At 64.2% G+C, this 24,555-nt stretch carries 16 protein-coding genes and 3 pseudogenes; 11 read left to right on the top strand and 8 right to left on the bottom strand.

Annotated features, from left to right (window positions below; translation table 11 throughout):
• Positions 1 to 72 precede the first annotated feature (72 nt).
• The 8 genes and pseudogenes from E6B08_RS11685 (at position 73) to E6B08_RS11650 (ending at position 8,394) form a co-directional block, all read left to right on the top strand.
• Complete coding sequence (locus tag E6B08_RS11685) at positions 73 to 993, top strand: ABC transporter substrate-binding protein (protein ID WP_136914138.1); 921 nt, start codon at positions 73 to 75, stop codon at positions 991 to 993.
• The gene (locus tag E6B08_RS11680) at positions 990 to 2,138 is read left to right on the top strand and encodes a phosphotransferase enzyme family protein (RefSeq protein ID WP_136914137.1); all 1,149 of its coding nucleotides are present in this window, start codon (positions 990 to 992) and stop codon (positions 2,136 to 2,138) included. The genes E6B08_RS11685 and E6B08_RS11680 overlap by 4 nt, the downstream gene beginning before the upstream one ends.
• A 10-nt stretch (positions 2,139 to 2,148) precedes the next feature.
• On the top strand, positions 2,149 to 3,027 hold the full coding sequence (locus E6B08_RS11675; RefSeq protein WP_136914136.1) for a sulfurtransferase: 879 nt from the start codon (positions 2,149 to 2,151) through the stop codon (positions 3,025 to 3,027).
• Between the two features lie 112 nt (positions 3,028 to 3,139).
• A pseudogene (locus tag E6B08_RS11670) lies at positions 3,140 to 5,307 on the top strand (TonB-dependent siderophore receptor).
• A gap of 9 nt (positions 5,308 to 5,316) precedes the next feature.
• Entirely contained in the window at positions 5,317 to 6,150 is an 834-nt protein-coding gene (locus tag E6B08_RS11665) for a 5'-nucleotidase, lipoprotein e(P4) family (protein WP_136914135.1), read from the top strand.
• 21 nt (positions 6,151 to 6,171) lie between these two features.
• Positions 6,172 to 6,768: a nicotinamide riboside transporter PnuC gene (gene pnuC, locus E6B08_RS11660; protein ID WP_136914134.1), complete on the top strand. Its 597-nt coding sequence runs from the start codon at positions 6,172 to 6,174 to the stop codon at positions 6,766 to 6,768.
• Positions 6,765 to 7,538 (top strand): GntR family transcriptional regulator, encoded by a 774-nt coding sequence (locus tag E6B08_RS11655; RefSeq protein WP_136914133.1) that lies wholly within the window; start codon positions 6,765 to 6,767, stop codon positions 7,536 to 7,538. The genes pnuC and E6B08_RS11655 overlap by 4 nt, the downstream gene beginning before the upstream one ends.
• A 364-nt stretch (positions 7,539 to 7,902) precedes the next feature.
• Positions 7,903 to 8,394 carry an isochorismatase family protein gene (locus E6B08_RS11650; RefSeq protein WP_136914132.1) on the top strand — a complete coding sequence of 164 codons (492 nt, stop codon included), beginning with the start codon at positions 7,903 to 7,905 and terminating at the stop codon, positions 8,392 to 8,394.
• Here E6B08_RS11650 and E6B08_RS11645 read toward each other — a convergent pair.
• The 4 genes from E6B08_RS11645 to E6B08_RS11630 form a co-directional block, all read right to left on the bottom strand.
• Positions 8,372 to 10,000: a BCCT family transporter gene (locus tag E6B08_RS11645; RefSeq protein WP_136914131.1), complete on the bottom strand. Its 1,629-nt coding sequence runs from the start codon at positions 9,998 to 10,000 to the stop codon at positions 8,372 to 8,374. The genes E6B08_RS11650 and E6B08_RS11645 overlap by 23 nt on opposite strands.
• Positions 10,001 to 10,203: 203 nt before the next feature.
• Positions 10,204 to 11,334 (bottom strand): hybrid-cluster NAD(P)-dependent oxidoreductase, encoded by a 1,131-nt coding sequence (locus tag E6B08_RS11640; protein ID WP_136914130.1) that lies wholly within the window; start codon positions 11,332 to 11,334, stop codon positions 10,204 to 10,206.
• A gap of 5 nt (positions 11,335 to 11,339) precedes the next feature.
• Positions 11,340 to 12,596 carry an aromatic ring-hydroxylating oxygenase subunit alpha gene (locus E6B08_RS11635; RefSeq protein ID WP_136914129.1) on the bottom strand — a complete coding sequence of 419 codons (1,257 nt, stop codon included), beginning with the start codon at positions 12,594 to 12,596 and terminating at the stop codon, positions 11,340 to 11,342.
• Between the two features lie 108 nt (positions 12,597 to 12,704).
• On the bottom strand, positions 12,705 to 13,664 hold the full coding sequence (locus tag E6B08_RS11630; RefSeq protein ID WP_322349414.1) for a LysR substrate-binding domain-containing protein: 960 nt from the start codon (positions 13,662 to 13,664) through the stop codon (positions 12,705 to 12,707).
• A 469-nt stretch (positions 13,665 to 14,133) separates the two neighbouring features.
• Here E6B08_RS11630 and E6B08_RS11625 point away from each other — a divergent pair, with 469 nt between their 5' ends.
• The 3 genes and pseudogenes from E6B08_RS11625 (at position 14,134) to proX (ending at position 17,380) form a co-directional block, all read left to right on the top strand.
• The gene (locus tag E6B08_RS11625) at positions 14,134 to 15,294 is read left to right on the top strand and encodes a quaternary amine ABC transporter ATP-binding protein (protein WP_136914127.1); all 1,161 of its coding nucleotides are present in this window, start codon (positions 14,134 to 14,136) and stop codon (positions 15,292 to 15,294) included.
• A 16-nt stretch (positions 15,295 to 15,310) separates the two neighbouring features.
• Positions 15,311 to 16,282 (top strand): annotated as a pseudogene (gene proW, locus E6B08_RS11620) (glycine betaine/L-proline ABC transporter permease ProW); the annotation flags it as partial.
• A gap of 69 nt (positions 16,283 to 16,351) precedes the next feature.
• Positions 16,352 to 17,380, top strand: a complete 1,029-nt coding sequence (proX, locus tag E6B08_RS11615) for a glycine betaine/L-proline ABC transporter substrate-binding protein ProX (protein WP_136914125.1) — start codon at positions 16,352 to 16,354, stop codon at positions 17,378 to 17,380.
• 947 nt (positions 17,381 to 18,327) lie between these two features.
• Here the strand turns inward: proX and E6B08_RS11595 are convergent.
• The 4 genes and pseudogenes from E6B08_RS11595 to E6B08_RS11580 form a co-directional block, all read right to left on the bottom strand.
• Positions 18,328 to 21,390 carry an efflux RND transporter permease subunit gene (locus E6B08_RS11595; protein WP_136914122.1) on the bottom strand — a complete coding sequence of 1,021 codons (3,063 nt, stop codon included), beginning with the start codon at positions 21,388 to 21,390 and terminating at the stop codon, positions 18,328 to 18,330.
• Entirely contained in the window at positions 21,390 to 22,475 is a 1,086-nt protein-coding gene (locus E6B08_RS11590; RefSeq protein WP_136914121.1) for an efflux RND transporter periplasmic adaptor subunit, read from the bottom strand. The genes E6B08_RS11595 and E6B08_RS11590 overlap by 1 nt, the downstream gene beginning before the upstream one ends.
• 42 nt (positions 22,476 to 22,517) lie before the next feature.
• Positions 22,518 to 23,188, bottom strand: a pseudogene (locus E6B08_RS11585) (DUF998 domain-containing protein).
• Between the two features lie 119 nt (positions 23,189 to 23,307).
• Positions 23,308 to 24,357 (bottom strand): NAD(P)-dependent alcohol dehydrogenase, encoded by a 1,050-nt coding sequence (locus E6B08_RS11580; RefSeq protein WP_136914120.1) that lies wholly within the window; start codon positions 24,355 to 24,357, stop codon positions 23,308 to 23,310.
• Positions 24,358 to 24,555 lie beyond the last annotated feature (198 nt).

The following is a 24,555-nucleotide window of genomic DNA, read 5'->3' as shown; positions in this document are numbered from 1 at the left end:
GATATTGGTATATACCAGAGCCCTCCCCGTTAAATCTGCTCATGAGCCTCAGGGCACCACGGAGCAAGATCGATGACCGTTGTACGGGTGATGCTGGAATACTTTCATCCCTGGCCGAATTCGGCCGGGTTCTACCTGGCCCGCGAACGCGGCTGGTACCGCGATGCGGGACTGTCGGTGCAACTCTCGGTACCGGACCCGTTCCACGGCGACACCCTGGAGCACCTGCTCCAGGGTCAAGCCGACCTTGGCGTGTTTCCCAGCAATCGCCTGCTGGTCCGACGCAGCCTGGGCCAGCCCTTGCTGGGCGTCGCGGCCATCAACCAACGCGGCCTGGAATCGATCCAGACCCTGACCGACAGCGGCATTCGCCGCCCCCGCGACCTCGCCGGCAAGCGCCTGGCACTCAACCCGACGCCACGCGGGCTGGCCATGGTCCGCCACCTGGTAGCAGCGGACGGCGGCGATCCCGATGCCGTCATCATCGTCGACAGCAAGGTGCGAGAGCTGCGCCCGGAAGACCTGGCCGCTGGCGTTGCCGATGCCAGCTTCGGCGGCTACTGGGCCTGGGAAGCGCTGATGGACAGCACCATCGCGCCAGAGCGCCGGGTCGTGTGGCCGGTCGACGACATCGGCGCGCCGCGTTATCACAGCTACCTGCTCGGCGGCCAGGAGCATTGGCTCGAGCAAAATCCCGACATCGCCCGCACCTTTCTGGCGGTCACCGAGCGAGGCTTTCGCGCCGTGGCCGACGACCCTCAAAGCGCCCTCGAAGCGTACGAGGCGGCGATTCCCTACTTCCCCCGGCAGTTGCTCAGCCAATCGCTGCAGCACATCGCCCCGACCTGGCTGCACGAGCGACGCTGGGGCGAGCAACGCGAAGCACTGATCGCGCCCTATGCCCACTGGTTGCATGAGCACGGCGTGCTGGCCGATGCCGATGCCTGGCGCGGTGCCACCCATAACGACTATCTGGCGGAGCCGCAAGCATGAGCGCGCCCTCGCGTATCGCCCACGGCATGGGCTTGCAGCCGGTGCAAGCCGACTGGCCCGCACTGAGCCAGGACGATGTGGAACAGGTGCTGCGCCACTATCCTGGGCTCGGCGCTGCAGGCCCACTGCAGTGGCACAGCCCCCGCCCGTTCTCGGCTGCGGCGCTGGTAGGCACGGCGCGGGGCGCGGTGTTCGTGAAGCGCCACCACCGCAGCGTGCGCCAACCGGCCTGGCTGCTGGAAGAGCACCGTTTCGTGGCGTACCTGAAGCAACGCGGCGCCCCAGTGGTCAACCCGCTGTTCGATCAGCATGGGGCCAGCGTGCTCGCTCTGGGAGAATGGACCTACGAGGTCCTGCCCGTTGCCCAAGGCCAGGACCTGTACCGTGAGGCGTTGTCCTGGACGCCGTTCCTCGGCCTGCCTCATGCCCACGCCGCAGGCCTAGCCCTGGCGCGCCTGCACCAGGCGGCCGAGGGCTACGCGGCACCCGCACGGCAGACCCAGGTACTGGTCTCCAACCTGCGCCTGCTGGGTGCCAGCGCACCGGTGCAGGCCATCGAACAGAGCCTCAGGCACCAGCCCGCCCTCGCCCACTACCTGGCCGACAAGGACTGGCAACGCGCACTGCGCGAACTGTACCTGCCCCATCACCGCTCTCTGCTGCCGCTGCTGGCACACCAGCCCGCGCTCTGGACCCACAACGACTGGCACGCGTCCAACCTGCTATGGTCCGACGCCGACGCCACGGCCCAGGTACAGAGCGTTCTCGACTTCGGCCTGAGCGACCGCACCTTCGCCCTGTACGACCTGGCCACCGCGCTGGAGCGCAATTGCATCCCGTGGCTCGAACTCGACGAAGGAGGTCGCGCCAGCGCCGACCTCGACGCCGTCGATGCCCTGTTGGCCGGTTACCACAGCCAGCGCCCGCTGACCCAGGCTGACCTGCTCACGCTCAAGGCGTTGCTGCCGCTGGTGCACGTGGACTTCGCCCTGGGTGAGATCGACTACTTCCAAGGCATCGTCGGCGCGCGCAGCGACGCCGACATCGCTTATCACAACTTCTTCATTGGCCATGGCCGCTGGTTTGCCGACAGCGAAGGCACCCGCCTGCTCGGCCATCTCGACCGCCTCGCCCGTACGCGCTGAGAGGTGCCCCATGCCCGCCCTACTGATTTCCCCCACCGCGCTGCACCAGACCCTGTCACAACCGGGCGTGCTGGTGCTGGACGCCAGCGTCGAACTGGCCGCCGCGCAGTTCGATGGCGATTACCGTGTCACCAGCGGCCATGCGGCCTGGCTGGCCGGGCATGTTCCGGGAGCGCGTCACGCCGACCTGACCTGCGACCTGGCCGACACCACGGCGCCCTACAGCTTCGCGCTACCGACGCCGGAGGCAGCCGCAGCTGCGCTGTCGCGCCTGGGCGTCGGCGCAGCCCGGCACATCGTGGTGTACGACCGCTACGATGGCTTCTGGGCCGCACGGCTGTGGTGGATGCTGCGCAGCTTCGGCGTCGCCGCCCGCGTGCTCGACGGCGGGCTCAGAGCCTGGCGCGAGGCTGGCCTGCCACTTGACCGGGGAGAACATGCGCAACTACCGCTGGCACGCCCGCCGGTTTCCCTCGTGGCCAAACCCGGCTATTGGGTGAGCCGTGAGGACGTACAGTCGGTACTCGACGGGCAACGTCAGGGCACGTTGGTCTGCGCGTTGTCCGCCGGGCTGTTCGACGGCAGCGCGGTCACCCGCTATGCCCGTCGTGGCCATATCCCCGGCAGCCTTAACCGACCGGCGCGTGCGCTGTTCGACGACCAGGGCCGCTACCTGCCACCCGAGGCGCTGAGCACCGCCCTGGGTGCCTCGCTGGTAGAAAGCGAGCAGCCGCTGATTGTGTATTGCGGCGGTGGTATTTCTGCCGCCGCCACGGCCCTGGCCCTAACTCTGCTGGGGCGCCAGAACGTCTCCTTGTACGACGGCTCGCTGCAGGAATGGGCAGCCGACCCTGCGTTGCCAATGACCACCGGAGCAGCTCCGACCTGAAGTTCCCCAAAGAAGCCTGCTCCAACGCTCAGGCGCAACGCGAAAGCGCCAGCGCAGGCACACGTTCATCCGTATTTCGGCGGCCTGCCACGGGTCGCCCAGGAGTCTGTTCATGGCTGTAACCCTGATCCTGCAGCACCGCCACGGCCTTGCGCTGGGGCTGTTGAGCCTTTCATTGAGCCCGGCAGTGGTGTGGGCGGACAACACCACACTGCTCGATACCATTACCGTCAGCGGCCAACAGGCCGACAGCTACCAGGCCACACGCGCATCGGTCGGCGGCTTCGGCGAAGCCCCGCTGCTCGACACCCCTGCCTCGGTATCGGTGTTCACCGAGCAGTTGCTCAAGGATCGCCAGGCCAGGCTGCTCAGTGAAGTGCTCAGCAACGACGCCTCGACCGGCGACAGCTACGCCCCATCGGTTACTACGAGAACTTCGTGGTGCGGGGTTTTTCCCTGAACGCGGCCAACAGCTACAAGATCAACGGCAGCACCATCAGCGGCGAGCAGAACGTAGCGCTGGAAAACAAGCAACAAGTCGAACTGCTCAAGGGGCTGTCCGGCTTGCAAAGCGGCGTTTCCGAGCCAGGTGGGCTGGTCAACTACGTCACCAAGCGGCCTGAAAACGTGCGCTCGGTCACCGTGGCCAGCAACGACAGCGGCGAGCGCTACATCGCCACCGACCTCGGTGGCTGGCTCGACAGCGAGCAGCGCCTGGGCGTGCGCGCCAACTTCGCCCACGAGGACATTCGCACCTACGTCGACAACGCCGACGGCAAACGCGACTTCGCCTCGCTGGCCGTGGACTGGAACATCAGCGATGCCGCACTGTTGCAACTGGACGCCGAGTACCAAACCCGCGAACAGCGCTCGGTGGCGGGCTACCAGTTGCTCGGCGGCAGCGTGGTGCCCAGTGGCATCGACCCCAAGGACCGGTTGGCCGACCAGAGCTGGTCGAAACCTGTGAAGATCGACTCGCTGAACCTCGGCAGCCGCTTCGAATACCGCTTCGACGACAACTGGGTCGGCAAGCTCAGCGCCTCGCGCAGCCGCGTGGTGATCGACGACTACAGCGCCTTCCCCTGGGGCTGCTATGGCGCGGCAAGCTGCGCCAGCTCGGCCGTGCCCAACTACTTCAGCCCCGAGGGCGACTACGATGTCTACGACTACCGCAGCCCCGACGATACCCGTCGCAACGACGAACTCCAGGCAGCCCTCGATGGCCGTTTCGATACCGGCCCGCTGCGCCACGAGCTGACCGTCGGCAGCAGTGCCATGCGCCGGATCGTCGACCGACGCGACTCGGTCAACGAATGGGTGGGCACGGGCAACATCTACCAACCTTTGCCCGACTTCGCCCCTGCCGACGTCCCGCTCGGGCATACCTACCGGCGTCTGGACAGCCGCCAGTACGGGCTGTTCTTCACCGACCGCCTGAGCTACGGCGAACATTGGCAGGCGATTCTCGGTGGCCGCGAGGTGCGCCTGGACGAGAAGACCTTCGACATCGATGGCAATACCACGCGCCATACCCAGCGCTGGGAGTTCCTGCCCAACGTCGCGCTGATCTACAAGCCGCGCCCGGACGTGTCGCTCTACACCAGCTACAGCAAGGGCTTGTCGCTGGGCGGAGAAGCGGCGTGGTTCACCACCAACGCCGACGAGATCCTGCCACCCACCGTATCGCGCCAACTGGAGGTCGGCGCCAAGCGTGACTGGCAGGGCCTGAGCCTGGGCGCAGCGCTGTTTCGCATCAGCAAGGCCTACCAGTACTCGCGCCCCAATGGCGACGGCACCTTTACCTACGTGCAACAGGGCAAGCAGGAAAACGTCGGTCTGGAGCTTTCCGCCACAGGTCGGCTGACCGAGCGGTTGCAGGTTTCGGCAAGCGCCGCGGCAATCCGCGCCCGCATCGACGGCAGCGGCACCGACAGCTACGAAGGGCACCAGGCGATCAACGTGCCCAAGGTCCGCGCGAGCCTGCACGCCGACTACAGCATCCCTGGCATCAAGGGCCTGGCGCTGCTCGGCGGACTGCGCTACAGCGCCAGCAAGTATGCGAGCCAGGCCGGTAACGTGAAGGTCGATGGCTACACCGTGTTCGATGCCGGCGCCCGCTACAGCGTCAAGCTGGAAGGCTACGAAACCGTGCTGCGCCTGACCGTGGACAATCTGTTCGACAAGCGCTACTGGCGCGACGCCGGTGAGTACATGGGCGATGGCTACCTGTTCCAGGGCGCGCCGCGTACTGCCAGGTTGTCCGCCACCGTGAGCTTCTGAGGTATCGCCATGACCCGATCCGCTTCCCTGGTCGTCACCCTGTCGGCTGCCTTGCTTGCCGGCTGCCAGGTGCAACCGGCTGCCAATGACCAGCTCGATGCCGTGCTCTGGACCCAGACCTCGGTGGAGCACGATGCGCTGTTCCTGCAGGTGTTCGCCAGCGCCACGCGGCAACTGGAGCAGGCATTGGCCGATCCCGGCTGGGACGCGCTGGCGCAACCGCCGCGTGACCTGCAAGGCTTGCCACCGGCAGTGATCGTCGACATCGACGAGACCTTGCTGGACAACGTGCCGCTCAATGCCCGGGCGATCCTTGCCGACCGCCCCTACGACTACGCTGCCTGGTACCGCTGGGTCGACCACGCCCAGGCCCCTGCCTTGCCGGGTGCGGTGGCTTTCATGCAGGCCGTTGCCCGGCGTGGTGTCACGCCGTACTACCTGACCAACCGTGAAGCAGGCCAGGAACAGGCCACCTTGGAAAACCTGCGTCGTGCCGGATTCCCCATCGCCAGCCGCGCGCAGATCCTCACCGCTGGCACCCCGGTCGGCGCTTGCCAGGCCAGCGGCTCGGACAAGACCTGCCGCCGCCACTGGGTCGGTACCCAGGCCCGCGTGCTGATGCAGGTGGGCGACAGCTTCGGCGACTTCATGGCCACCCGCGGCAGCCAGCAGGCCCAACTGCAAGCGGCGGCGCCGTATCTGCCGTGGCTGGGCGAACGCTGGTTCCTGCTGCCCAACCCCACCTACGGCAGTTGGTACAGCGCGCCTTACCAAGGCCGCGACGGATTGTCGGAGCCGCAGAAGCGCGCCTTCAAGCACAAGGCCCTCAAGCCCCAATACTGATACCTGCCCGAGGAGGCGCCCATGTCATCGTTGGAAATCGTCGCCGTGCTGTTCAATGCGCTCGGCGTCTGGCTCACCACCCAGCGCATCCGCTGGTGCTGGCCAGTGAGCGTGATCGCCGTGCTGTTGTATGCGTGGATCTTCTTCGAGGTGAAGCTGTACTGCGACATGCTCCTGCAACTGGTGTTCGCCGTGCTGCAGGGCTATGGCTGGTGGCGCTGGAGCCAGGGCGCCAGCGAGGCCGGCAAGGTCCATGTGCAGCGCCTGCCCAGGCGCGAGGCCGTTGTCAGCCTCGCCCTGGGGCTGGCCGGTGCAGTGCTGCTGGGCGCCGTTATGCAGCGCTATACCGATGCCTCGGCGCCCTGGCTCGACGCGCTGCTCAGTGCCCTGAGCCTGGTCGCGAGCTTTTGGGCGGCGCGCAAGTACGTGGCCAGCTGGGGCTTGTGGATCGTGCTCGACAGCGCCTACGTCGGGCTGTTTTTGTTCAAGGGGCTGAACCTGACCGCGGCCCTGTATGCCGGCTTCGTGGTACTGGCTGCATACGGCCTGCTGGCCTGGCAGCGCGAGTTGCAGGCCCGGCAAAGCGTCCGCCCGCAAGGCGCCGAGGTGTTGCCATGAGCCCGTTCCGCACCGCGTTCGTCAGCGAGTCGCAACCGCAGGTCAGTTGGCGGGCGAGCCAGGCGCACTATCTGCGTATCCGAGATCAGTTGGTCGCCGACCTGGCCCAGGGCTGCCTGCCCGCCGACAGCAAGTTGCCCGCAGAGCGCGAGCTGGCCGAACGTTTCGGCTGTACCCGCGTGACCCTACGCCAGGCCTTGCAGCTATTGGAAACCGACGGTCTCATCTATCGCCAGGACCGCCGCGGTTGGTACGTCAGCCCGCCACGCATCCGCTACGACCCGACCGGCATCGTCGGTTTCATGGAGTACGTCGCCAACCAGGGGCGTACGCCTCGCACCGAGTGCCTGCATGCCGAACGCCGCCCGGCAGGCGCCTGGCTGGCCAAGCGCATGGGCCTGGAACACCCGGAGGAGCCGGTGTTCCATCTGCAGCGGCGGCGCTGGGTCGACCAGCGCCCGGTACTGCTCGAATGCAATGTGCTGGTGTGCGACTGGTGCCCACAGTTGCTTGATGCCGACCTCAATACCTCGCTGACCACCCTGTTGCGCGAACGCTTTGGCCGGATACAGTCGCGCAGCGAGTTGTGCATGCACTCCGAGACGATGAACGATTTCCAGGCTGATGCGCTGCAGGTTTCGCCCGGGTCGAGCAGTTTCTATGTGGAGCGACTGAGCTTTGGCGAGCGGGGACAGCCGGTTGAATTCGACCAGGAGTTCTGGCGGCCGGATGCGCTTGCGGTGGTGTTGCAGACGCGGTATCCCGGGTAGGTTTGGCTACAGAGTTGTGGTGTATGGGAGATCGAGCGCCGCCCGCGCGGCGCATCGCGACGCAAGGCCGCTCCCACATCTGTTTCGGGCCAATTATGTCTGATAGACCATGGTTGCCAGCCTGGTGGGACCGGGGGCGAGATCTGTGTTGCCCCCAAAGGCGAACAACCATGGCCTGACAGACAGTGGCACGTTGCAACAAATGTGGGAGCGGCCTTGCGTCGCGATGCGCCGCGCGGGCGGCGCTCGATTTCTGCCCCACCACAACAACCAAGACATGCACCCGTCCGCCGCCGCACAATCCCCCGCCCAACCCACCTAACCCGTTATACTCCGCCGCCCTCGAACCCCTCTGGAGTCCCCCATGCGCCAGGTCCTGCTCATCGTCGATGTCCAGTCCACCTTCAGCCCACCCGAATGGCTGGTGGATGGCATCCGCGTGCTGTCGGCCAGCATTCCGTCGATCGCATCGGTAGAGCTGCACGATGAACAGGTAACGCCCTTCGAGCGACAACTCGGCTGGCATCCGGCGCGCGAAGACGAGTGTCTGGTCGAGGTGGATCAGGTGTTCGTCAAGCATGGCTACGGCCAAACCGCCGAGCCCCTCGCTTACATCAGGCAACTGGACGTCGAGCGGGTGCTGGTGTGCGGCATCCAGACCGAAACCTGCGTGCTCGCGGCCGGGTTCGCGCTGTTCGACGCAGGGCTGAATCCGACCCTGGTGACCGACCTGACGATGGGTTCGTCGCTCGACCGGTCTGGCAAGCTGGGGATTGACCTGTGGAAGCATCACTTCGGCCAGGTGACTACCGCAGCCGAAGTGATTGCAGGATCTACTGCCCTACCCGCTCCATGAAGGCCTGGTCCCTGACCTCGAGCGGTGCGGGCGCCGGCACCAGGTCAGCGTTGGAGAACAGGCTGCGGGTCAGGCTGTAGGCGGTGATCAGCATGTAGATGGCGATGGGAAGCCCGACCACGATGCTCGCCATCTGAATGGCCAGCAGCCCGCCTGCGATGATCAGGCTCGCGGCAATCGCCCCTTCCAGAATGCACCACAACAGCCTGTTCCATTTCGGCGGGTCGATCGCGCCGGATGAGTTCAAGGTCGAGATGACCTGCGTGCCGGCATCCGCTGCGGTCACGAAGTGCACCGCCAGCAGCAGGCAGATCGCCAGGCTGAGAATACCGCCAACCGTCGGGCCATCCAGGCGAGCCAGGAAGGTGAACATGGCCGTGGTGGTCTCGCGTCGGGTCGCCTCCAGTACCGGGCCTCCGGTGAATGGTCCCGCTGCCGCCTGTTCGGCCACCGGCAGACTGGCGTAGGCCTTGCGCGCCTGTTGCTCATCCTTCAGCGCGGTGCCACCGAACACCGACATCCAGATGATGGTCACCAGGGTCGGCACCAGCAGCGCGCCGAAGATCAGCTCGCGCACCGTACGCCCGCGAGAGATCTTGGCAATGAACAGCCCCACGAACGGGCCCCAGGTCATCCACCACGGCCAGTAGAACGCGGTCCAGCTCTTCTGCCAGCCGCTGTCGGCCTGGGCATCGGTCCAGAAGCTCATGCCGACGATGTTCTGCAGGTAGTCGCCGGTCGATTCGAACAGCAGGTTCATGATGTAGTGGCTTGGGCCGAGCGCCAGCACCACGGTCATCAAGCCCAGGGACAACCACATGTTCAGCGTGCACATGCGTTTCATGCCCTTCGACACTCCGAGCAACAGCGAGATCGAGGCGACGACGGTGACCACGGCGATGATCGCGAGCTTGAAGCCCAGGCTGACCGGGAAACCGAACACCTGGTGCAGGCCCATGTTGATCTGCTCGACACCCATGCCCAGTGCCTGCGACACGCCGAAGGCAGTCACGACCGTACCAACGATGTCGACGGTGTGGCCGATCGGGCCGTAGATCCGGTTGCCGATCAGTGGGTAGAGAATCGACCGCAATGCCAACGGCAGCCCCTCGCGGTAGGCGAAGTACGCCAGCCCCAGGCCAATGATGGTGAAGATCGACCACGGGTGCAGGCCCCAATGCAGCAAGGTGATGCGCATCGCCATGGAGGCGGCTTCATCGGTGAGCCCCGGGGTGAACGGGTTGCTCGCGTAGTGCAGTACGGGTTCGGCCATCGACCAGAAGATCAAGCCGACGCCCATGCCGGCGCTGAACAACATGGCGATCCAGGCGGCGAAACTGAATTCTGGTTTTTCATCGGGGCGGCCCAGGCGCAAGCTGCCATAACGGCTGGTGCCGATGACCACCAGCACCACCAATACCCCGCTGACCAGGGAGATATAGAACCATTTGAAATTGTCGAGGATGGCGTCCGAGGCGGTCTTGAACACGCCTGTCGCGTCGTTGCCATAGGAGGCGCAGAAGATGACGAAGGCCACGACGATGGCAAGCGACCACAAGGTCACGGTTGGGTTGAGGCCCTTGAGCAGGCCCTGTTTTGCACGCATCGGCTATATCCTTCTTATTCTTGAAAGGCTGGAGATCCAGCTCGGCGTATTCGCTGATAGGGACACAAACAAAAAAGGGCGGCACCTGGCACAAGCCGTGCACCAGCCAAACGCCAGGGCACATGCCTGGCGACACATCGCAAGCTCCGTTCCAGAGGGATCGGGAAGCGCCCGAGCGCCTTGGGGCCGGACGCTGTCAGGTGTCAGAGATCGACCACCAGGTCCGAGGTGGGCCGACTGCAGCACAACAGCCGCAGCCCCTTGTCGATCTCGCGCTGGCGGATGCCGCCGTTGTGTTTCATCTCGACGGTGCCCTCCAGCACAGCGGTCTTGCAGGTACCGCACACGCCTTGGCTGCACGAGGACGGCACCACTGCGCCGGCCTTCTTGGCGGCCGATAACACGGTCTGATCAGCCGTCATGCTGAACACCTTGCCGGACCTGGCCAGGCGCACGGTGAAGGTGTCCTGTGCCTGCCCGGCCGGCGTCGGCTCGGCCATCGCTTCGAGTACTTCCTCGGCATTGATGTCGAAGCTTTCCTGGTGATAGCGGCCCAGATCGAAACCGTTGTTGCCCAGCAACGCCTTGGTCGCATCCATGTAGCCTTTCGGCCCGCAGGTGAATACCTCGCGCTCCCTGAAATCGGGGATCCGACGCTGCAGCTCATCGGCCGACAAGCGCCCAAGCGGGCCTTGCCAATCCGGCTCGTCGCCCAGCCCTTCGCAGAAGAACAACGTGCGCAGGTTGGGCAGCGCCCGCTCTAGTCGAGCCAGCTCTTCACGGAAGATGATGTCCTTGGGCGTACGCGCACTGTGGACGAAGACGATATCCAGATCAGCGTGCAGGTCGGCGGCGGCGCGGGTCATGGCCATCAGCGGGGTGACGCCGGAGCCTGCCGAGAGGTACAGCAGCTTCTTCGCCGCTGCGGCGACGGGGGTGAAGATACCCGCCGGCCCCGAGGCTGCCAGCGCACTACCTGCCCTGAGGTTGTCGTGCAGCCAGTTGGACACCGTGCCACCGGGCACCCGCTTCACCGTGATGGAAAAGGTGAATGGCCGGGTCGGCGTCGACGACAAGGTGTAGCAGCGCGACACGCTCTGCCCGTCGATGACCGGCGACACGGTCAGGAACTGCCCCGGCTCGTAGGCCAGCGCGGGGTAATCGGGGCACTGGAAGACGAAGGTCTTCACATCGTGGGTTTCTTCCACCACGTTCAGGCATTCGATGCGCTTGCTTTCACCACTGGCCCACTGGACGCCGAAACTTGCCCAATGGTCGGTGTCGGCAAACCGCTGATCAGCCCGCAGGCTGGCAATGTTCTCGAGCATACCCATCACCGTCAGATCCCATGTGCTGCGAGGCGGGTGGAATACCAGCGGGCGAACTGGTCCACGTACGGCTCGGTGAACTGTGAATAGGGCCCTGGTTCGAAGCCTGGGTCCTGGGTGCCGCTGTGCGTGATGGCGACCAGGTTGGCATCCTGCTGGGTGGTAGCGACCCACACTTCGGTCAGACGCTGCAGGTCATAGTCCACACCCTCGACGGCATCCTTGTGCACCAGCCACTTGGTCCGCACCAAGGTTCGGTCTGGCGACAGGGGCAGAATCCAGCTGATCATCGCGTGGTCGCTCATCACGTGGGTCCAGGCGTTGTTGCCCCACAGGTGCGTATCGCCCAGGTCGCGACGGGTCAGGTTGCCCAGCAGGCGGCTGCAGGCCACCTTGGTGTCCAGGGTCTGCGACTCGCCGCTGCCGGCAATGATCATGCGTTGCGTGCGAAACTGCGTGGGCGCATCGTCGGCCAGGTGCTCGACGGTGGCATACAGCAAGCCGTCGCTCTCCCAGTCGGCTTCGATCCCGGCCTTGCGCACCTGGTAGGCGTCGTAAGAGGCGCGCTGCTCCTCACTCATTTCCTCGAGGCTGACGCCGAGGTCTTCGGACTGGTAGGACACGATCAGTTCCGGGTGGGTACCTTCGCAGTGATAGCACTCACGGTTGTTTTCCATCACCAACTTCCAGTTGCCGTTCTCGATGTAGTCGAGTTCATGGGCAATGCGGGTGTTGGTCAGGTCGAACGGTGCGAAACGTGGACCCATGACCTCGGCCAGCACCTGGATATCCTCCGGCGCCTCCTCGCTCAGGCATACCAGCACATGGGTACCGACAACCACGCAATGCACCGGGATCAGGCTACGGCACTCGGGCTTGAAGTCCTTGCCCATGTGCTTGGCGTGCTTGAGGCTGCCGTCCAGATCGTAGGTCCACTGATGATAAGGGCACACCAGCATGCCGACGGTGGATTTGCCGGCCTCTTTCAGGCGAGCGCCGCGGTGGCGGCAGACGTTGCGATAGGCACGGACCTGCTCGTCGTCGTCGCGCACCACGATGATCGAAGCCTTGCCGATGTCGACGGTGTACACGTCGCCGGGTTCGGCGATGTCGGCCGTCACGGCCACCAGGATCCAGTGCTTGTGGAAGAAAATATCGAGGTCGTTTTCGAACACGTCCTGGCGACTGTAGAGTTCGCCAGGCATACCGAAACCAGGCTTGCGCGCGTCCAGCAATTCGCGATGCGTTTTAACAGGAAGAGTACTCATTTAAATCCTCACGGGCTCTTGTTCTTAGTTCGCCAGGAACGGGAGGATTATTCGAGCACCCTGTTTTTTCAGTCAACGCATTAATTTTGTCGCCTGCATAACCTCAAGTTATTCACGGAGGATAGGCAGAGAACTGGTTGCCGCCTTGCTTTGCAACCATTGAACGATCGCCAATACATTGGGCGTAATACCCTGGCCATTGCGCACCAGCAGGTAATAGGACTCTTTCTGCCGAACCACGAAGGGTTCGAGTTTAACCAACTCACCACTGTCGATAAGATGATCGACCATGCGCCCCCAGCCCAGGGCCAGGCCAAAACCATTGACCGCGGCCTGGATGACGTCGGTATAGAGGCTGCAGCGCAAGTTGATGTTCAACTTGCTCGGGGTCAGGCCCAGTTCCTTGAACCAGCCCGCCCAGGTAATCCAGCCCTCCGATGTCGCATCGGAGTCGAGCAGTCCTGAACTGGCCAGGTCTTCCAGGCTTTGCGGGGTCTGGTTGCGCGCCAGCCAGGCGGGCGAACACACCGGAAACACCTCTTCCTCGAACAGCAGAACGGACTCGCCCTCGGTCCAGCGGCCATTGCCGAAGCGGATTTCCATGTCGGCATCCGGGCTGCGCAAGTCACCGACGAACATCTGCGTGGCAAGGCGCAACCGGGCATGCGGCAACACTTCCACCAGCCTGTTCAGGCGCGGCATGATGCGCAGCTGCGACACGGGCGCGGTCGAGGCAAGTACGATTTCCTCTTTCTCGCTGCCCTGGATGATCTGGTCGAAGCCGCTGGCGATTTTCTGCAACGACTCGGAAATGATGGCGAACAGCGTCTCGCCCGCCTCGGTCAGGTAGATGTTGCGGTGCATGCGCTGGAACAGCTGCACCCCGACGTTATCTTCCAGTACCCTGATCTGCTTGCTGACCGCAGCCTGGGACACCCCCAGCTCCTTGCCCGCCAGGGTGAAGCTGTTCAGGCGCGCCACCGACTCGAACTGCAGCAGCGCGGTCATGGAGGGGATAATGCGCCGATAGCCCTTCTGCGGGGTGCCCGTTTCTTTATTGTTCATCATGGTTCCAAGCCAAGGGCCAATGGCACTGGATGCAGGCAGTGCGCTGATCGTTTCGGCGCCAATGAAATCAGTTTTTCATCGGGCTGCCTACATGCGCTGTCGTGAATGAGCATGTCCCGCCAGCACCGATAACCACACGGTTATCGATGAATAACCTCAAGTTCTTCAACAGCGACGGCCAGCCGAGCAAAGACCGGGAAAAGCCGAGCCATTATACTTTTTGACCCCTGCGTACAATTCGAAGACATGCAACTGGCCTAGAGTAGAGACTGTGAAGTGCCACAGACCAATAAAAACATCACCCCAATAGCGATCCCCTCCTATTGATCGGGACACTTCTCAGTACGTCACTTATTACGACGTCACCTATCTCGATCGCGCACGCAGTACACCTGCCAATCCCAAATAGTTTCAGTGTCGACACCCACGACGCCCGGGATTCGGGCACAACTATAAGAAAGAGGGTTGTATGAGTGATGCCAGCGAAATACTCTCGGTCAAGAACATCTTCAAGGTCTTCGGGCCCAACCCGAACATGGCCATGGAGATGCTCCGCAAGGGAGCCGACAAGAACGAGATCTTCAGCAAGACCGGCCACGTCGTCGGCGTGTTCGATGCCAGTTTTTCCGTCAAGCGTGGCGAGATCTTCGTCATCATGGGGCTGTCCGGCTCGGGCAAGTCGACCATGGTTCGGCTGTTCAACCGCCTGATCGAACCCACCTCCGGCAGCATCCACCTCAACGGCCGTGAAATCACCGGCCTGTCCGACAAGGCCTTGCTCGACGTACGACGCAAGGAAATGGGCATGGTGTTCCAGTCCTTCGCCCTGATGCCGCACATGAGCGTGCTGGCAAACACCGCCTTCGGCCTGGAGATCGCCGGCGTGCCGGAGTCCGAGCGCCACAGCCGTGCCCGCGAAGCCTTGAGCCAGGTCGGCCTGGCCGGCCACGAGCACAGCTATCCGCACCAGCTCTCCGGTGGCATGCAACAGCGGGTGGGCCTGGCCCGCGCCCTGGCCAACGACCCGGCGATCCTGCTGATGGACGAGGCCTTCTCGGCCCTCGACCCGCTGATCCGCAGCGAGATGCAGGGCGAGCTGATCCGCCTGCAGGCCGAGCAGCAGCGCACCATCCTCTTCATTTCCCACGACATCGAGGAAGCCATCCGCATCGGCCATCGCATCGCGATCATGGAGGGCGGCCGGGTGGTGCAGATCGGCACGCCGCAGCAGCTGATCAACGAGCCGGCCAACGACTACGTGCGGACCTTCTTCAAGGCCTTCGACAGCTCGCGGGTGCTCAAGGCCGGCGATGTGGCCAAGTTCGACCCGGCGGTGGTGTGCAAGGTCAACGGCAAGGCGCCGAGCTTCCAGGCCGGCGTGCCGTTCGGCTACCTGGTCGATGACCGCGGCCAGTTGCTCGGCGTGGTCGACACCGACGCCAACGGCGCCACCGCCAGCGATCGCTACAGCCTGCACGAGAAGCGCCCGGTCTATACCGACACGCCATTGCACGAGGTGCTTGGCATCGCCGCCGACCTGCCGTACCCGGTACCGGTGCTCGACCGCGAGGGTGCCTTCAAGGGCACCTTGTCGAAGAACGAGCTGCTGCAGACCCTGAGCCGCAACTAACAGCGCCCGCTGGCCTAAAAAGAGGCAAACCCTCATGTCCGACTTCAGCCTTCTCGATCCTTTCCAGGCGGCCACCATCCCACTGGGCGACTGGGTCACCGCTACCCTCAACTTTCTCGTGCACAACTTCCGCGAGGTATTTCGCGCCATCCGCTGGCCGATCGACCAGGTGCTCAATGGCATCGAGCTCACCCTGCAGAGCATCCCGCCGACCATTGGCATCCTGCTCTCGTCACTGCTCGGCTGGCAGCTGGCCGGCAAGCGCATGGCCATCCTCTGCTTCATCACCCTGACTCTGCTCGGGCTGATCGGCGTGTGGGCCGAGTCGATGACCACCCTGGCGCTGGTGCTCACCTCGGTGTTCTTCTGCGCGGTGATCGGCATTCCGCTGGGCATCGTCTGCGCCCGCAGCAACCGCCTGGAAAGCATCATCCGGCCGTTGCTCGATGCCATGCAGACGCTGCCGGCGTTCGTCTACCTGGTGCCGGTGGTGATGCTGTTCGGCATCGGCAACGTGCCGGGCGTGCTGGTGACCATCGTGTTCGCCCTGCCGCCGTTGGTGCGCCTGACCAACCTGGGCATTCGCCAGGTGCCCGAGGACAAGATCGAGGCGGCCCGCGCCTTTGGCTGCACGCCTCGGCAGATGCTGACCCGGGTGCAATTGCCGCTGGCCACCTCGACGATCATGGCCGGCCTCAACCAGACCCTGATGCTGTCGCTGTCGATGGTGGTGATCGCCTCGATGATTTCCGTCGGTGGCCTGGGCCAGATGGTGCTGCGCGGTATCGGCCGGCTGGACATGGGCCTGGCCACGGTCGGCGGCGTCGGCCTGGTGCTGCTGGCGATCTTCCTCGACCGCCTGACCCAGGCCATGGGCGCACGCACCAGTGCCGACCCGAGCCTGCGCTGGTACCACACCGGCCCTGTCGGCCTGGTGCTGCGCCTGTGCGGGGCGGGGCAAACGCAAGGGCGGCGCAAGACTGCCTGAACCTGCAAGACTTTAGAAACGTTCGATCTGCCGCACTTGAAGATAACAATCAAAAGAAGGTACGCGACGATGCACGAATCCAAATTCTCCCGCAGCATCCTGAAAGCCGCCATGGCGCTGACCTTGGTCACCGCCGCGCTGGGCGCTCACGCCTCGGCGGACAAACCGGGCGAAGGTGTCAAGATCACCCCGGCATTCCCTACCGTCGATGAAGAGCGCTTCCGTGGCGAGGTGGCCTTGGCCGGCCTGCGCGAACTGGGCTACGACGTACAGACACCCAAGGAAACCGAGTACGCGACCATGGTCCTGGCCGTTGGCTTCGGCGACGCCGACTTCACCGTGAACGCTTGGGACAAGCTGCACGCCAGCTTCTACGAGAAGGCTGGCGGTGATGCCAACCTGGTCAAGACTGGCAATGTCCTGCCAGGCGTGCTGCAGGGTTACCTGATCGACAAGAAAACCGCCGACCAGTACCACATCCAGTACATCACCGACCTGAAAAAGCCCGAGATCGCCAAGCTGTTCGACACCGATGGCGACGGCAAGGCCGACATGACCGGCTGCAACCCTGGCTGGGGCTGTGAGTTGGTGATCGAGCACCAGATGAAAGCCTATGATTTGCAGAAGTCGATCCACGTGAATCAAGGCTCGTACTTCGCACTCATGGCCGACACCATCACCCGCTACAAGGAAGGCAAGCCGGTGCTCTACTACACCTGGATGCCACAGTGGGTCGCGGGCGTACTGGTGGAAGGCCGCGACGTAGTCTGGCTGGAAGTCCCCAAAACCGATCTGCCGGGGGGCGACAATACGCTCGACACCACTTATGAAGGCAAGAACCTTGGCTTTGCCATCGACCGCGTCCAGGCCTTGGTCAATCGCAAATTCGCCGACAAGAACCCCGCAGCGGTGAAGTTCCTGTCACTGATGCAGATCCCCGCTGCGGACGAGAGCGCGCAGAATCTGAAGATGCAGCAAGGCGAGAAATCCCAGGCGGACATTCAGCGCCATACCCAGGAGTGGATTGCCGCGCATCAGGCCCAGTTCGAGGGTTGGGTAAAGGCGGCCAGGGCTGCGGCAGTTCAGGCCAGTAACTGATTCAAGGCTGTTTCGCGGGCAAGCCCGCTCCCACAGGTACGGCGTAAGACTTGCCAGCGGTGAAGATCCTGTAGGAGCGGGCTTGCCCGCGAAGCAGACACCTCGGTGCATGGCACCGGCTTCGCCGGTGTTCGCGGGCAAGCCCGCACACAGGTACGGCGCAGGACTTGCCAGCGGTGAAGATCCTGAGCGGGCTTGCCCGCGAAGCAGACACCTCGGTGCATGGCACCGGCTTCGCCGGTGTTCGCGGGCAAGCCCGCTCCCACAGGTACGGCGCAGGACTTGCCAGCGGTGAAGATCCTGTAGGAGCGGGCTTGCCCGCGAAGCAGACACCTCGGTGCATGGTACCGGCTTCGCCGGTGTTCGCGGGTAAGCCCGCTCCCACAGGTACGGCGCAGGACTTGCCAGCGGTGAAGATCCTGTAGGAGCGGGCTTGCCCGCGAAGCAGATACCTCGGTGCATGGCACCGGCTTCGCCGGTGTTCGCGGGCAAGCCCGCTCCCACAGGTACGGCGCAGGACTTGCCAGCGGTGAAGATCCTGTAGGAGCGGGCTTGCCCGCGAAGCAGACACCTCGGTGCATGGCACCGGCTTCGCCGGTGTTCGCGGGCAAGCCCGCTCCCACAGGTACGGCGCAGGACTTGCCAGCGGTGAAGATCCTGTAGGAGCGGGCTTGCCCGCGAAGCAGATACCTCGGTGCATGGCACCGGCTTCGCCGGTGTTCGCGGGCAAGCCCGCTCCCACAGGTACGGCGTAGGACTTGCCAGCGGTGAAGATCCTGTAGGAGCGGGCTTGCCCGCGAAGCAGACACCTCGGTGCATGGCACCGGCTTCGCCGGTGTTCGCGGGCAAGCCCGCTCCCACAGGTACGACTGCGACCTTGGCAACGGTGAGGATCTTGGGGTGGGCTGGTCGGGGCGCCGAACCGCCGCGAAGGGGTCGGAACAGATTCACTGGCCCGCCGGTTTGACCTTGAAAAACAGGCTGAACAGCATCGGCAACACGATCAGCGTGAGCAAGGTAGCAAAACCCAGTCCGAACATGATGACCACCGCCATGCTCTGGAAGAACGCATCCAGCAGCAGCGGCGCCAACCCCAAAATGGTCGTCAATGCAGTCAGGCAGATCGGCCGCAAACGGCTGGTCGCCGAGTCCACCAACGCGGTGTAGGCGTCCTTGCCCGCATCGGTCTGCGCGCGGATCTCCTCGACCAGTACGATCCCGTTGCGAATCAACATGCCGCTCAAGCTGAGCAGGCCCAGCAGCGCCATGAAGCCGAACGGGATCCCGGTCGTCAGGAAGCCCACCGTCACGCCGATCATCGCCAGCGGGACGGTCAGCCAGATCACCGTGGCCTTGGCCAGCGAGCCGAACATGATGATGGTGATCAGGAACATCGACAGGAACGCGATGGGCAGACTGCCGAACACGGCAGCGCGGGCATCGCGCGAACTGGCGAAGTCGCCGCCCCACTCCAGGCTGTAGCCATCGGGCAAGGCCATGGCCTCGATCGGCGGGCGTACGCGCCGGAACAACTGATCGGAGGTTTGCCCAGAGTCGAGTTCGACATCCGCCTCCACGGTCAGCGTGCGGTTTCGATCACGACGCATGATCAAGGGGTTTTCCCATTCGGTGGAGAACCCGGTCACCACCTGCTCGATCGGCACGTAGGCCTGCTGGACATGGCTCCAGACCTGGATGTCGTTGAGCTGCTCGGGGTCCAGGCGATCTTCGCGCGGCGGTTGCACGACGATGGGCATCAACCGCGTGCCGTCGCGATAGAGGCCCACGGTCAAGCCGCTGAAGGTCATGCGCAACATCGCATCCAGGTCGCGTTTGTCGATGCCCAGCTCGCGGCCTCGCGCCTCGTTGTATTGCGGGCGCACGACCTTGGTCCGCGCCTGCCAATCGTGGCCGACGCCGCTGGAAACGCGATCGCTGCGGATGATGTCGATCGCCTGTGCGCCAAGCTGGCGCAGCACCTGCGGGTCGGGGCCGCTGAAGCGCGCCTCGATCGGGCTGCCGGCGCTGGGGCCGAACATCAAGCGGCTCAGGGAGACATTGGCCTGCGGGTACGTGTCGCGCAGGTAGCCCTCCAGTTCGCCGATCAACGGCGCAATGGCCGCCAGGTTTTCGGTGCGCACCAGCAATTGCGCATAGTTGCCATGCTGGCGCTGCCCGCTGTAGGTGAGGATGAACCGTGGCGCACCTTGACCGACCGTGGTCAGTACCTGCTCGACTCCAGGTTGGGCCAGCACGTGCCTGTCCACCTCCGCTGCCACGGCTTGGGTCTCGTTGATATCGGTGCCCTGGGGCAACCACAGGTCGACGAAGAACATCGGCGTGTTGGCCGGCGGAAAGAAGCTCTGGCGCACCTGGGTGAAGCCGTAGATGCTCGCGGCGAGCAAGCCCACCAGCACCACCACGCCCGGCCACCGCAAGCGCAGCGCCTTGTCCAGCAGCCAGCGGTAGCTGCGGTAGAGCCAGCCATCGTAGGGGTTGGCAGTACCCGCAGCCGGTACCTTCACGCCCATGTTCTGGAACGCCCACTTGGCGAACAGCGGCGTGATGCTGATGGCCGTCGCCCAGCTGAGCAACAGCGAGATCAGCAGCACTTCGAACAACGAGCGGCAGTATTCGCCGGTCGAGTCGTTGGACAGGCCAATCGGCGCGAATGCCAGGATCGCGATGACGGTGGCCCCCAACAATGGCCAGCAGGTCTGCCGCACGGTGGCGTTGATCGCCTCGTGAATGCCTTGCCCACGTTGCTTGCCGACCAGCACGCCCTCGACGATGACAATGGCGTTGTCCACCAGCATGCACAGGGCGATGATCATCGCGCCCAGCGAAATGCGCTGCAGCTCGATACCCACCAGGTACATGATCAACAGGCTGCCGAGCACGTTGATCGCCAGCACCACAGCGATCACGATCCCGCTGCGCAGGCCCATGAACAGCAGCAAGGTGCCGACCACGATGGCCAGCGACATGAGGAAGTTGAGAATGAAGCCGTTGACCGACTGGCGCACCTCCACCGACTGGTTGTAGAACACCTTGACGCTCATGCCCGCCGGCCGCTGGGCTTCCAGCGCCTGCAGACGGGCCTGCAAGGCATGGCCGACGTCGACCACGTTGACCTTGGGCGCGAACGAGATGCCCAGGGCCAGGGCCTGCTTGCCATCGGCGCGCACCAGGTGCGTCGGCTCGTCGGAGAAGCCCAGGCGGATATCGGCGATGTCGCCCAGGAACAGGGTCTTGTTGCTGCCAGGTGTGCTGATCAGCAGTTGCTCCAGTTCATCGACGTCGTGGAATTCGCCGGTGGGGTGTAGCCGGACCGACTCCTGGCCAACGCGCAGCCGGCCGGCGTCGGACACCACGTTCTGGCGCCCGAGCAGTTCGCCCAGGCGGGTGGGCGAGATCCCCAGCGAGATCATGTCCTGGCGCGGCACCTCGACCTGCACCTGCTCCTGCTGCAACCCGGCGATGCTGACCTTGCCCACGCCCGGCACCAGCACCAGATCGCGTCGCAGGACATTGGCGAACGAGCGCAGCTCGCGATAGCTGTAGCCTTCCCCGGAAATCGACAGCAGCACGCCGAACACATCGCCGAAGTCGTCGTTGACCATCGGTGGACCAGCGCCCGGCGGCAACTGCACGGCCTGGTCGTTGACCTTGCGCCGCAGTTCGTCCCAGATCTGCGCCAACTGCTCGGCGCGGTACTCGGAACGGATGTTGACGGTAATCTGCGACAGGCCTGGACTGGAGATCGAAGTGACGGTATCGAGTGAGGGCAGTTGCTGGATGGCACTCTCCAGCGGGTAGGTGACCTCTTCCTCGACCTGTTCGGCAGAGGCGCCGGCGTAGCGGGTTACCACCACGGCGGTTTTCACGGTGAATTCCGGGTCTTCCAGGCGGCCGATATTGTCGATGGCGTACAAGCCGCCCAGCCCTAGCAGCACGATGACGATCCAGCTGTAGATCTGCTTGCGGATGAAGTAGCCGGCGATGTCCATCAAAGACCCCGCTCGCGCGTCCATTCCCGCACGGGCTGGCCTGCATGGAGCTCGGCGCCACCGACTGCCACAACACGGTCACCGGGCTGCAGCCCGGTCAGCACTTCGATGCCGTCGCGGGTCAGCTGCCCGACCTCGACCCGACGCCCGCTCAGTACCAGCGCGCCGCCCTGCTCCTCGGCCACCCAGACCTGGACCTCGCCGGGCTTGTCATCCGGGGCGAACACCGCCTCGGCGGGCACCACCACCGGTACGACCCGCTCTCGGGTCATCTGGCTCAGGTCGAGTTCGAGGGTGGCGCTCATGCCTGGCAGCAGGTTCAGGTCTGCCGGGCGCTCGATGGTGTAGGTGACCGTGTAGGTCAGGGTGGCCGGATCGGGCGCGGTGGAATGGTCCTTGTAGGTCGCAGGGAACGTCCGATCCGGCACACGGCTGATGCTCACTTGCGGCTGCACGGCCTTGCTCTTGGCGTTGGTTTCGATTTCCTTGACCAGGTTGGCCTGCATCTGGAACGTCACATCCAGGGTGTTGGAGGAATGCATGATCACCACGGCCTGCCCCGCCTGGACGACGTGGTGGTTCTGCACCGCGACCTTGGCGACCGTGCCATCGAAGGGAGCCAGCAGACGCGAGAAGCTCAGTTCGTTCTGGGCCAGGCGCAACGCCGCGCTGGCGGTGTCACGCTCAGCGCGGCGCTGGTCGAACTCGGCGCGCGAAATGAGATTGCGCTGGTTCAGGGTTTCGACGCGCTGGAACTGGGCCCGGGCCAGGTCGAACTTCGACTGGCGATCCTTGACCTGCAGCTGCAGGTCCTTGTCGTCGATCTCGGCCAGCAGTTGGCCCTTCTTCACCGACTGGCCGTCCTTCACCGGCAATGCGCGCAGATGGCCACCCCGGCGGAACGCCATGGCCACCTCGTCGCTGGCGCGCAACTGCGCGGGAAAACGGCGCAACTGGTTCAGGCTCTGGCTGGTCACCGTGAACAGCTTGACCGGTCGGACCACCGTCGGGCCCTCGGTCTGTTCTTCGTTGCCACAGCCGACCAGGGCCATGGCCAGGAGCAGCGGAAGGATTCGTAGATTCATAACGGAGATGCCCCAGCGCCATACCGAAACGGAGTCTGGTAGCTATCGACGAGATGTCAAGGCAAGGCCCTGCGCTGGCGTTCCCTTCTTCCTTGGCCCGGAGAGTGCCACTCCCGCCAGGCCGGCCACCCATATCACCGACACCGCATAATTGAGCCGCTGATACAGCCCAAACAGATGCCCTTCGGCAAACGCCTTGCCCATCAGCGATACCGTCCCCACCGCCAGCACCACGCACAGCAGGGAAAACCATCCAAACCCCGGCGATGCCAACTGACGCCGCCCCAGCCACACCCATAGTGCGCTGGCCAACGTCAGCGAAAGGAACATCACCAGCCCTGCAAGATTATGGATTTGCTGGGAAACGCTCGGCTCTGCCGGCACGCACCCCTGGTCGCAAGAAAAATGCCCGGTGGCGAAGCTCGCCAGGCCATGCAGCAGAATCAGCATTGCGCTCGAAACGGCCAGCCGAGACCCGGAAAACCGCCGTGCCACGCCCACCGCGAACAGCACGAACAACATGCCCAGGGGATAGTTGTTCACCCAGGCTGAGAACCCATGGGTGGGCGCGCCAATTGCGTTTCCAATTGGCTCATGGCCTGTTCGAGATGGTCGTAGCCTGGATAGGCCAGCGCCGTCAGCGCCACGCCCAGCAGCAACCAGAACGGAATCAACAGCCCCAGCCCCAGCAACACCCGGTCGATGGTTTTCACGTTGCAACACTCCTTGTCATGATGATGCCCCACCCTGGGGCACCCTCATGCTAGAGCCTTGCGCCACCTCGGTGCCAGTTCTTTCCAACCGGCGCCTTGCAGACCCGCGTCGAAGCAGTTCAACCCGCCAAGCTGGCGCTATCGATCACGAAGCGGTACTTCACCTCACCGCGCAGCATGCGGTCATAGGCGTTCTCGATGTCCTGGACGTCGACCATCTCGATGTCGGCGACGATGCCGTGCTCGGCGCAGAAATCGAGCATTTCCTGGGTTTGCGGTATGCCACCGATCATCGACCCGGCGAGCGTGCGGCGCTTCATGATCAGGTTGAACACGTTCGGCGATGGGTGCGGTGTGGCCGGGGCACCGACCAGGGTCATGCTGCCATCGCGCTTGAGCAGCACCAGGAACGCATCGAGGTCGTGGGGTGCGGCCACGGTATTGAGAATGAAGTCGAAACTCTTGATGTGCGCCGCCATCTGCTGGGGATCGCGTGATACCACCACTTCATCGGCACCCAGCTGCAACGCGGCTTCGCGTTTGCTCTCGGAGGTGGTGAAAGCCACCACGTGGGCGCCCATGGCGTGGGCCAGCTTGATGCCCATGTGACCCAGGCCACCGATGCCGACCACGCCGACCTTCTTGCCTGGGCCGGCGCCCCAGTGACGCAGCGGTGAGTAGGTGGTGATGCCGGCGCATAGCAGCGGCGCCACTGCGGCAAGCTGCGCCTCGGGATGGCGGATACGCAGGACATAACGCTCATGCACGACGATGGCCTGGGAATATCCACCCTGGGTCCAGCCGGGCGCATCCGGCGTGGGCGAGTTGTAGGTGCCGACCATGCCGTCGCAGTAGTTCTCCAGCCCCGCGTCGCAGTCATCGCAGTGTTGGCAGCTGTCGACGATGCAGCCGATGCCGACCAGATCGCCGTTCTTGAAGGCAGAGACATGCGCGCCAACCGCCGTCACCCGCCCGACGATTTCATGGCCGGGCACACAGGGGTACCGGGTGCCCTCCCACTCCGAGCGTACCTGGTGCAGGTCCGAGTGGCAGACACCGCAATAGGCGATTGCGATCTGCACATCGTGAGCGCCTGGAGCGCGCCGGGTAATGCGCAGCGGCTCCAGAGGCTGGTTGCCCGCGTGGGCTCCATAAGCATTGACTTGCATCGAACGACCCTCCTGCTTGTTGGTGAGGCCATTGTCTGGCCTGGTCCTTTTCAATCAGTAGTGCAATCCCGTGGTTTGGTTGCCTGATCCTGCGAGCTTGGCGCTTGCTTGCACGCTGAGGCTTACCTTAGTTCAGGAGGTAGACAGCCGCTGAAGGACTGTTTCCCGTTCGATAGCTGCCCCATCTGCTGGGGCCCA

Origin of the sequence: Pseudomonas putida (genome assembly GCF_005080685.1) — a bacterium.
Taxonomy (GTDB): domain Bacteria; phylum Pseudomonadota; class Gammaproteobacteria; order Pseudomonadales; family Pseudomonadaceae; genus Aquipseudomonas; species Aquipseudomonas putida_V.
This window is presented reverse-complemented; position numbering and strand designations above follow the sequence as displayed.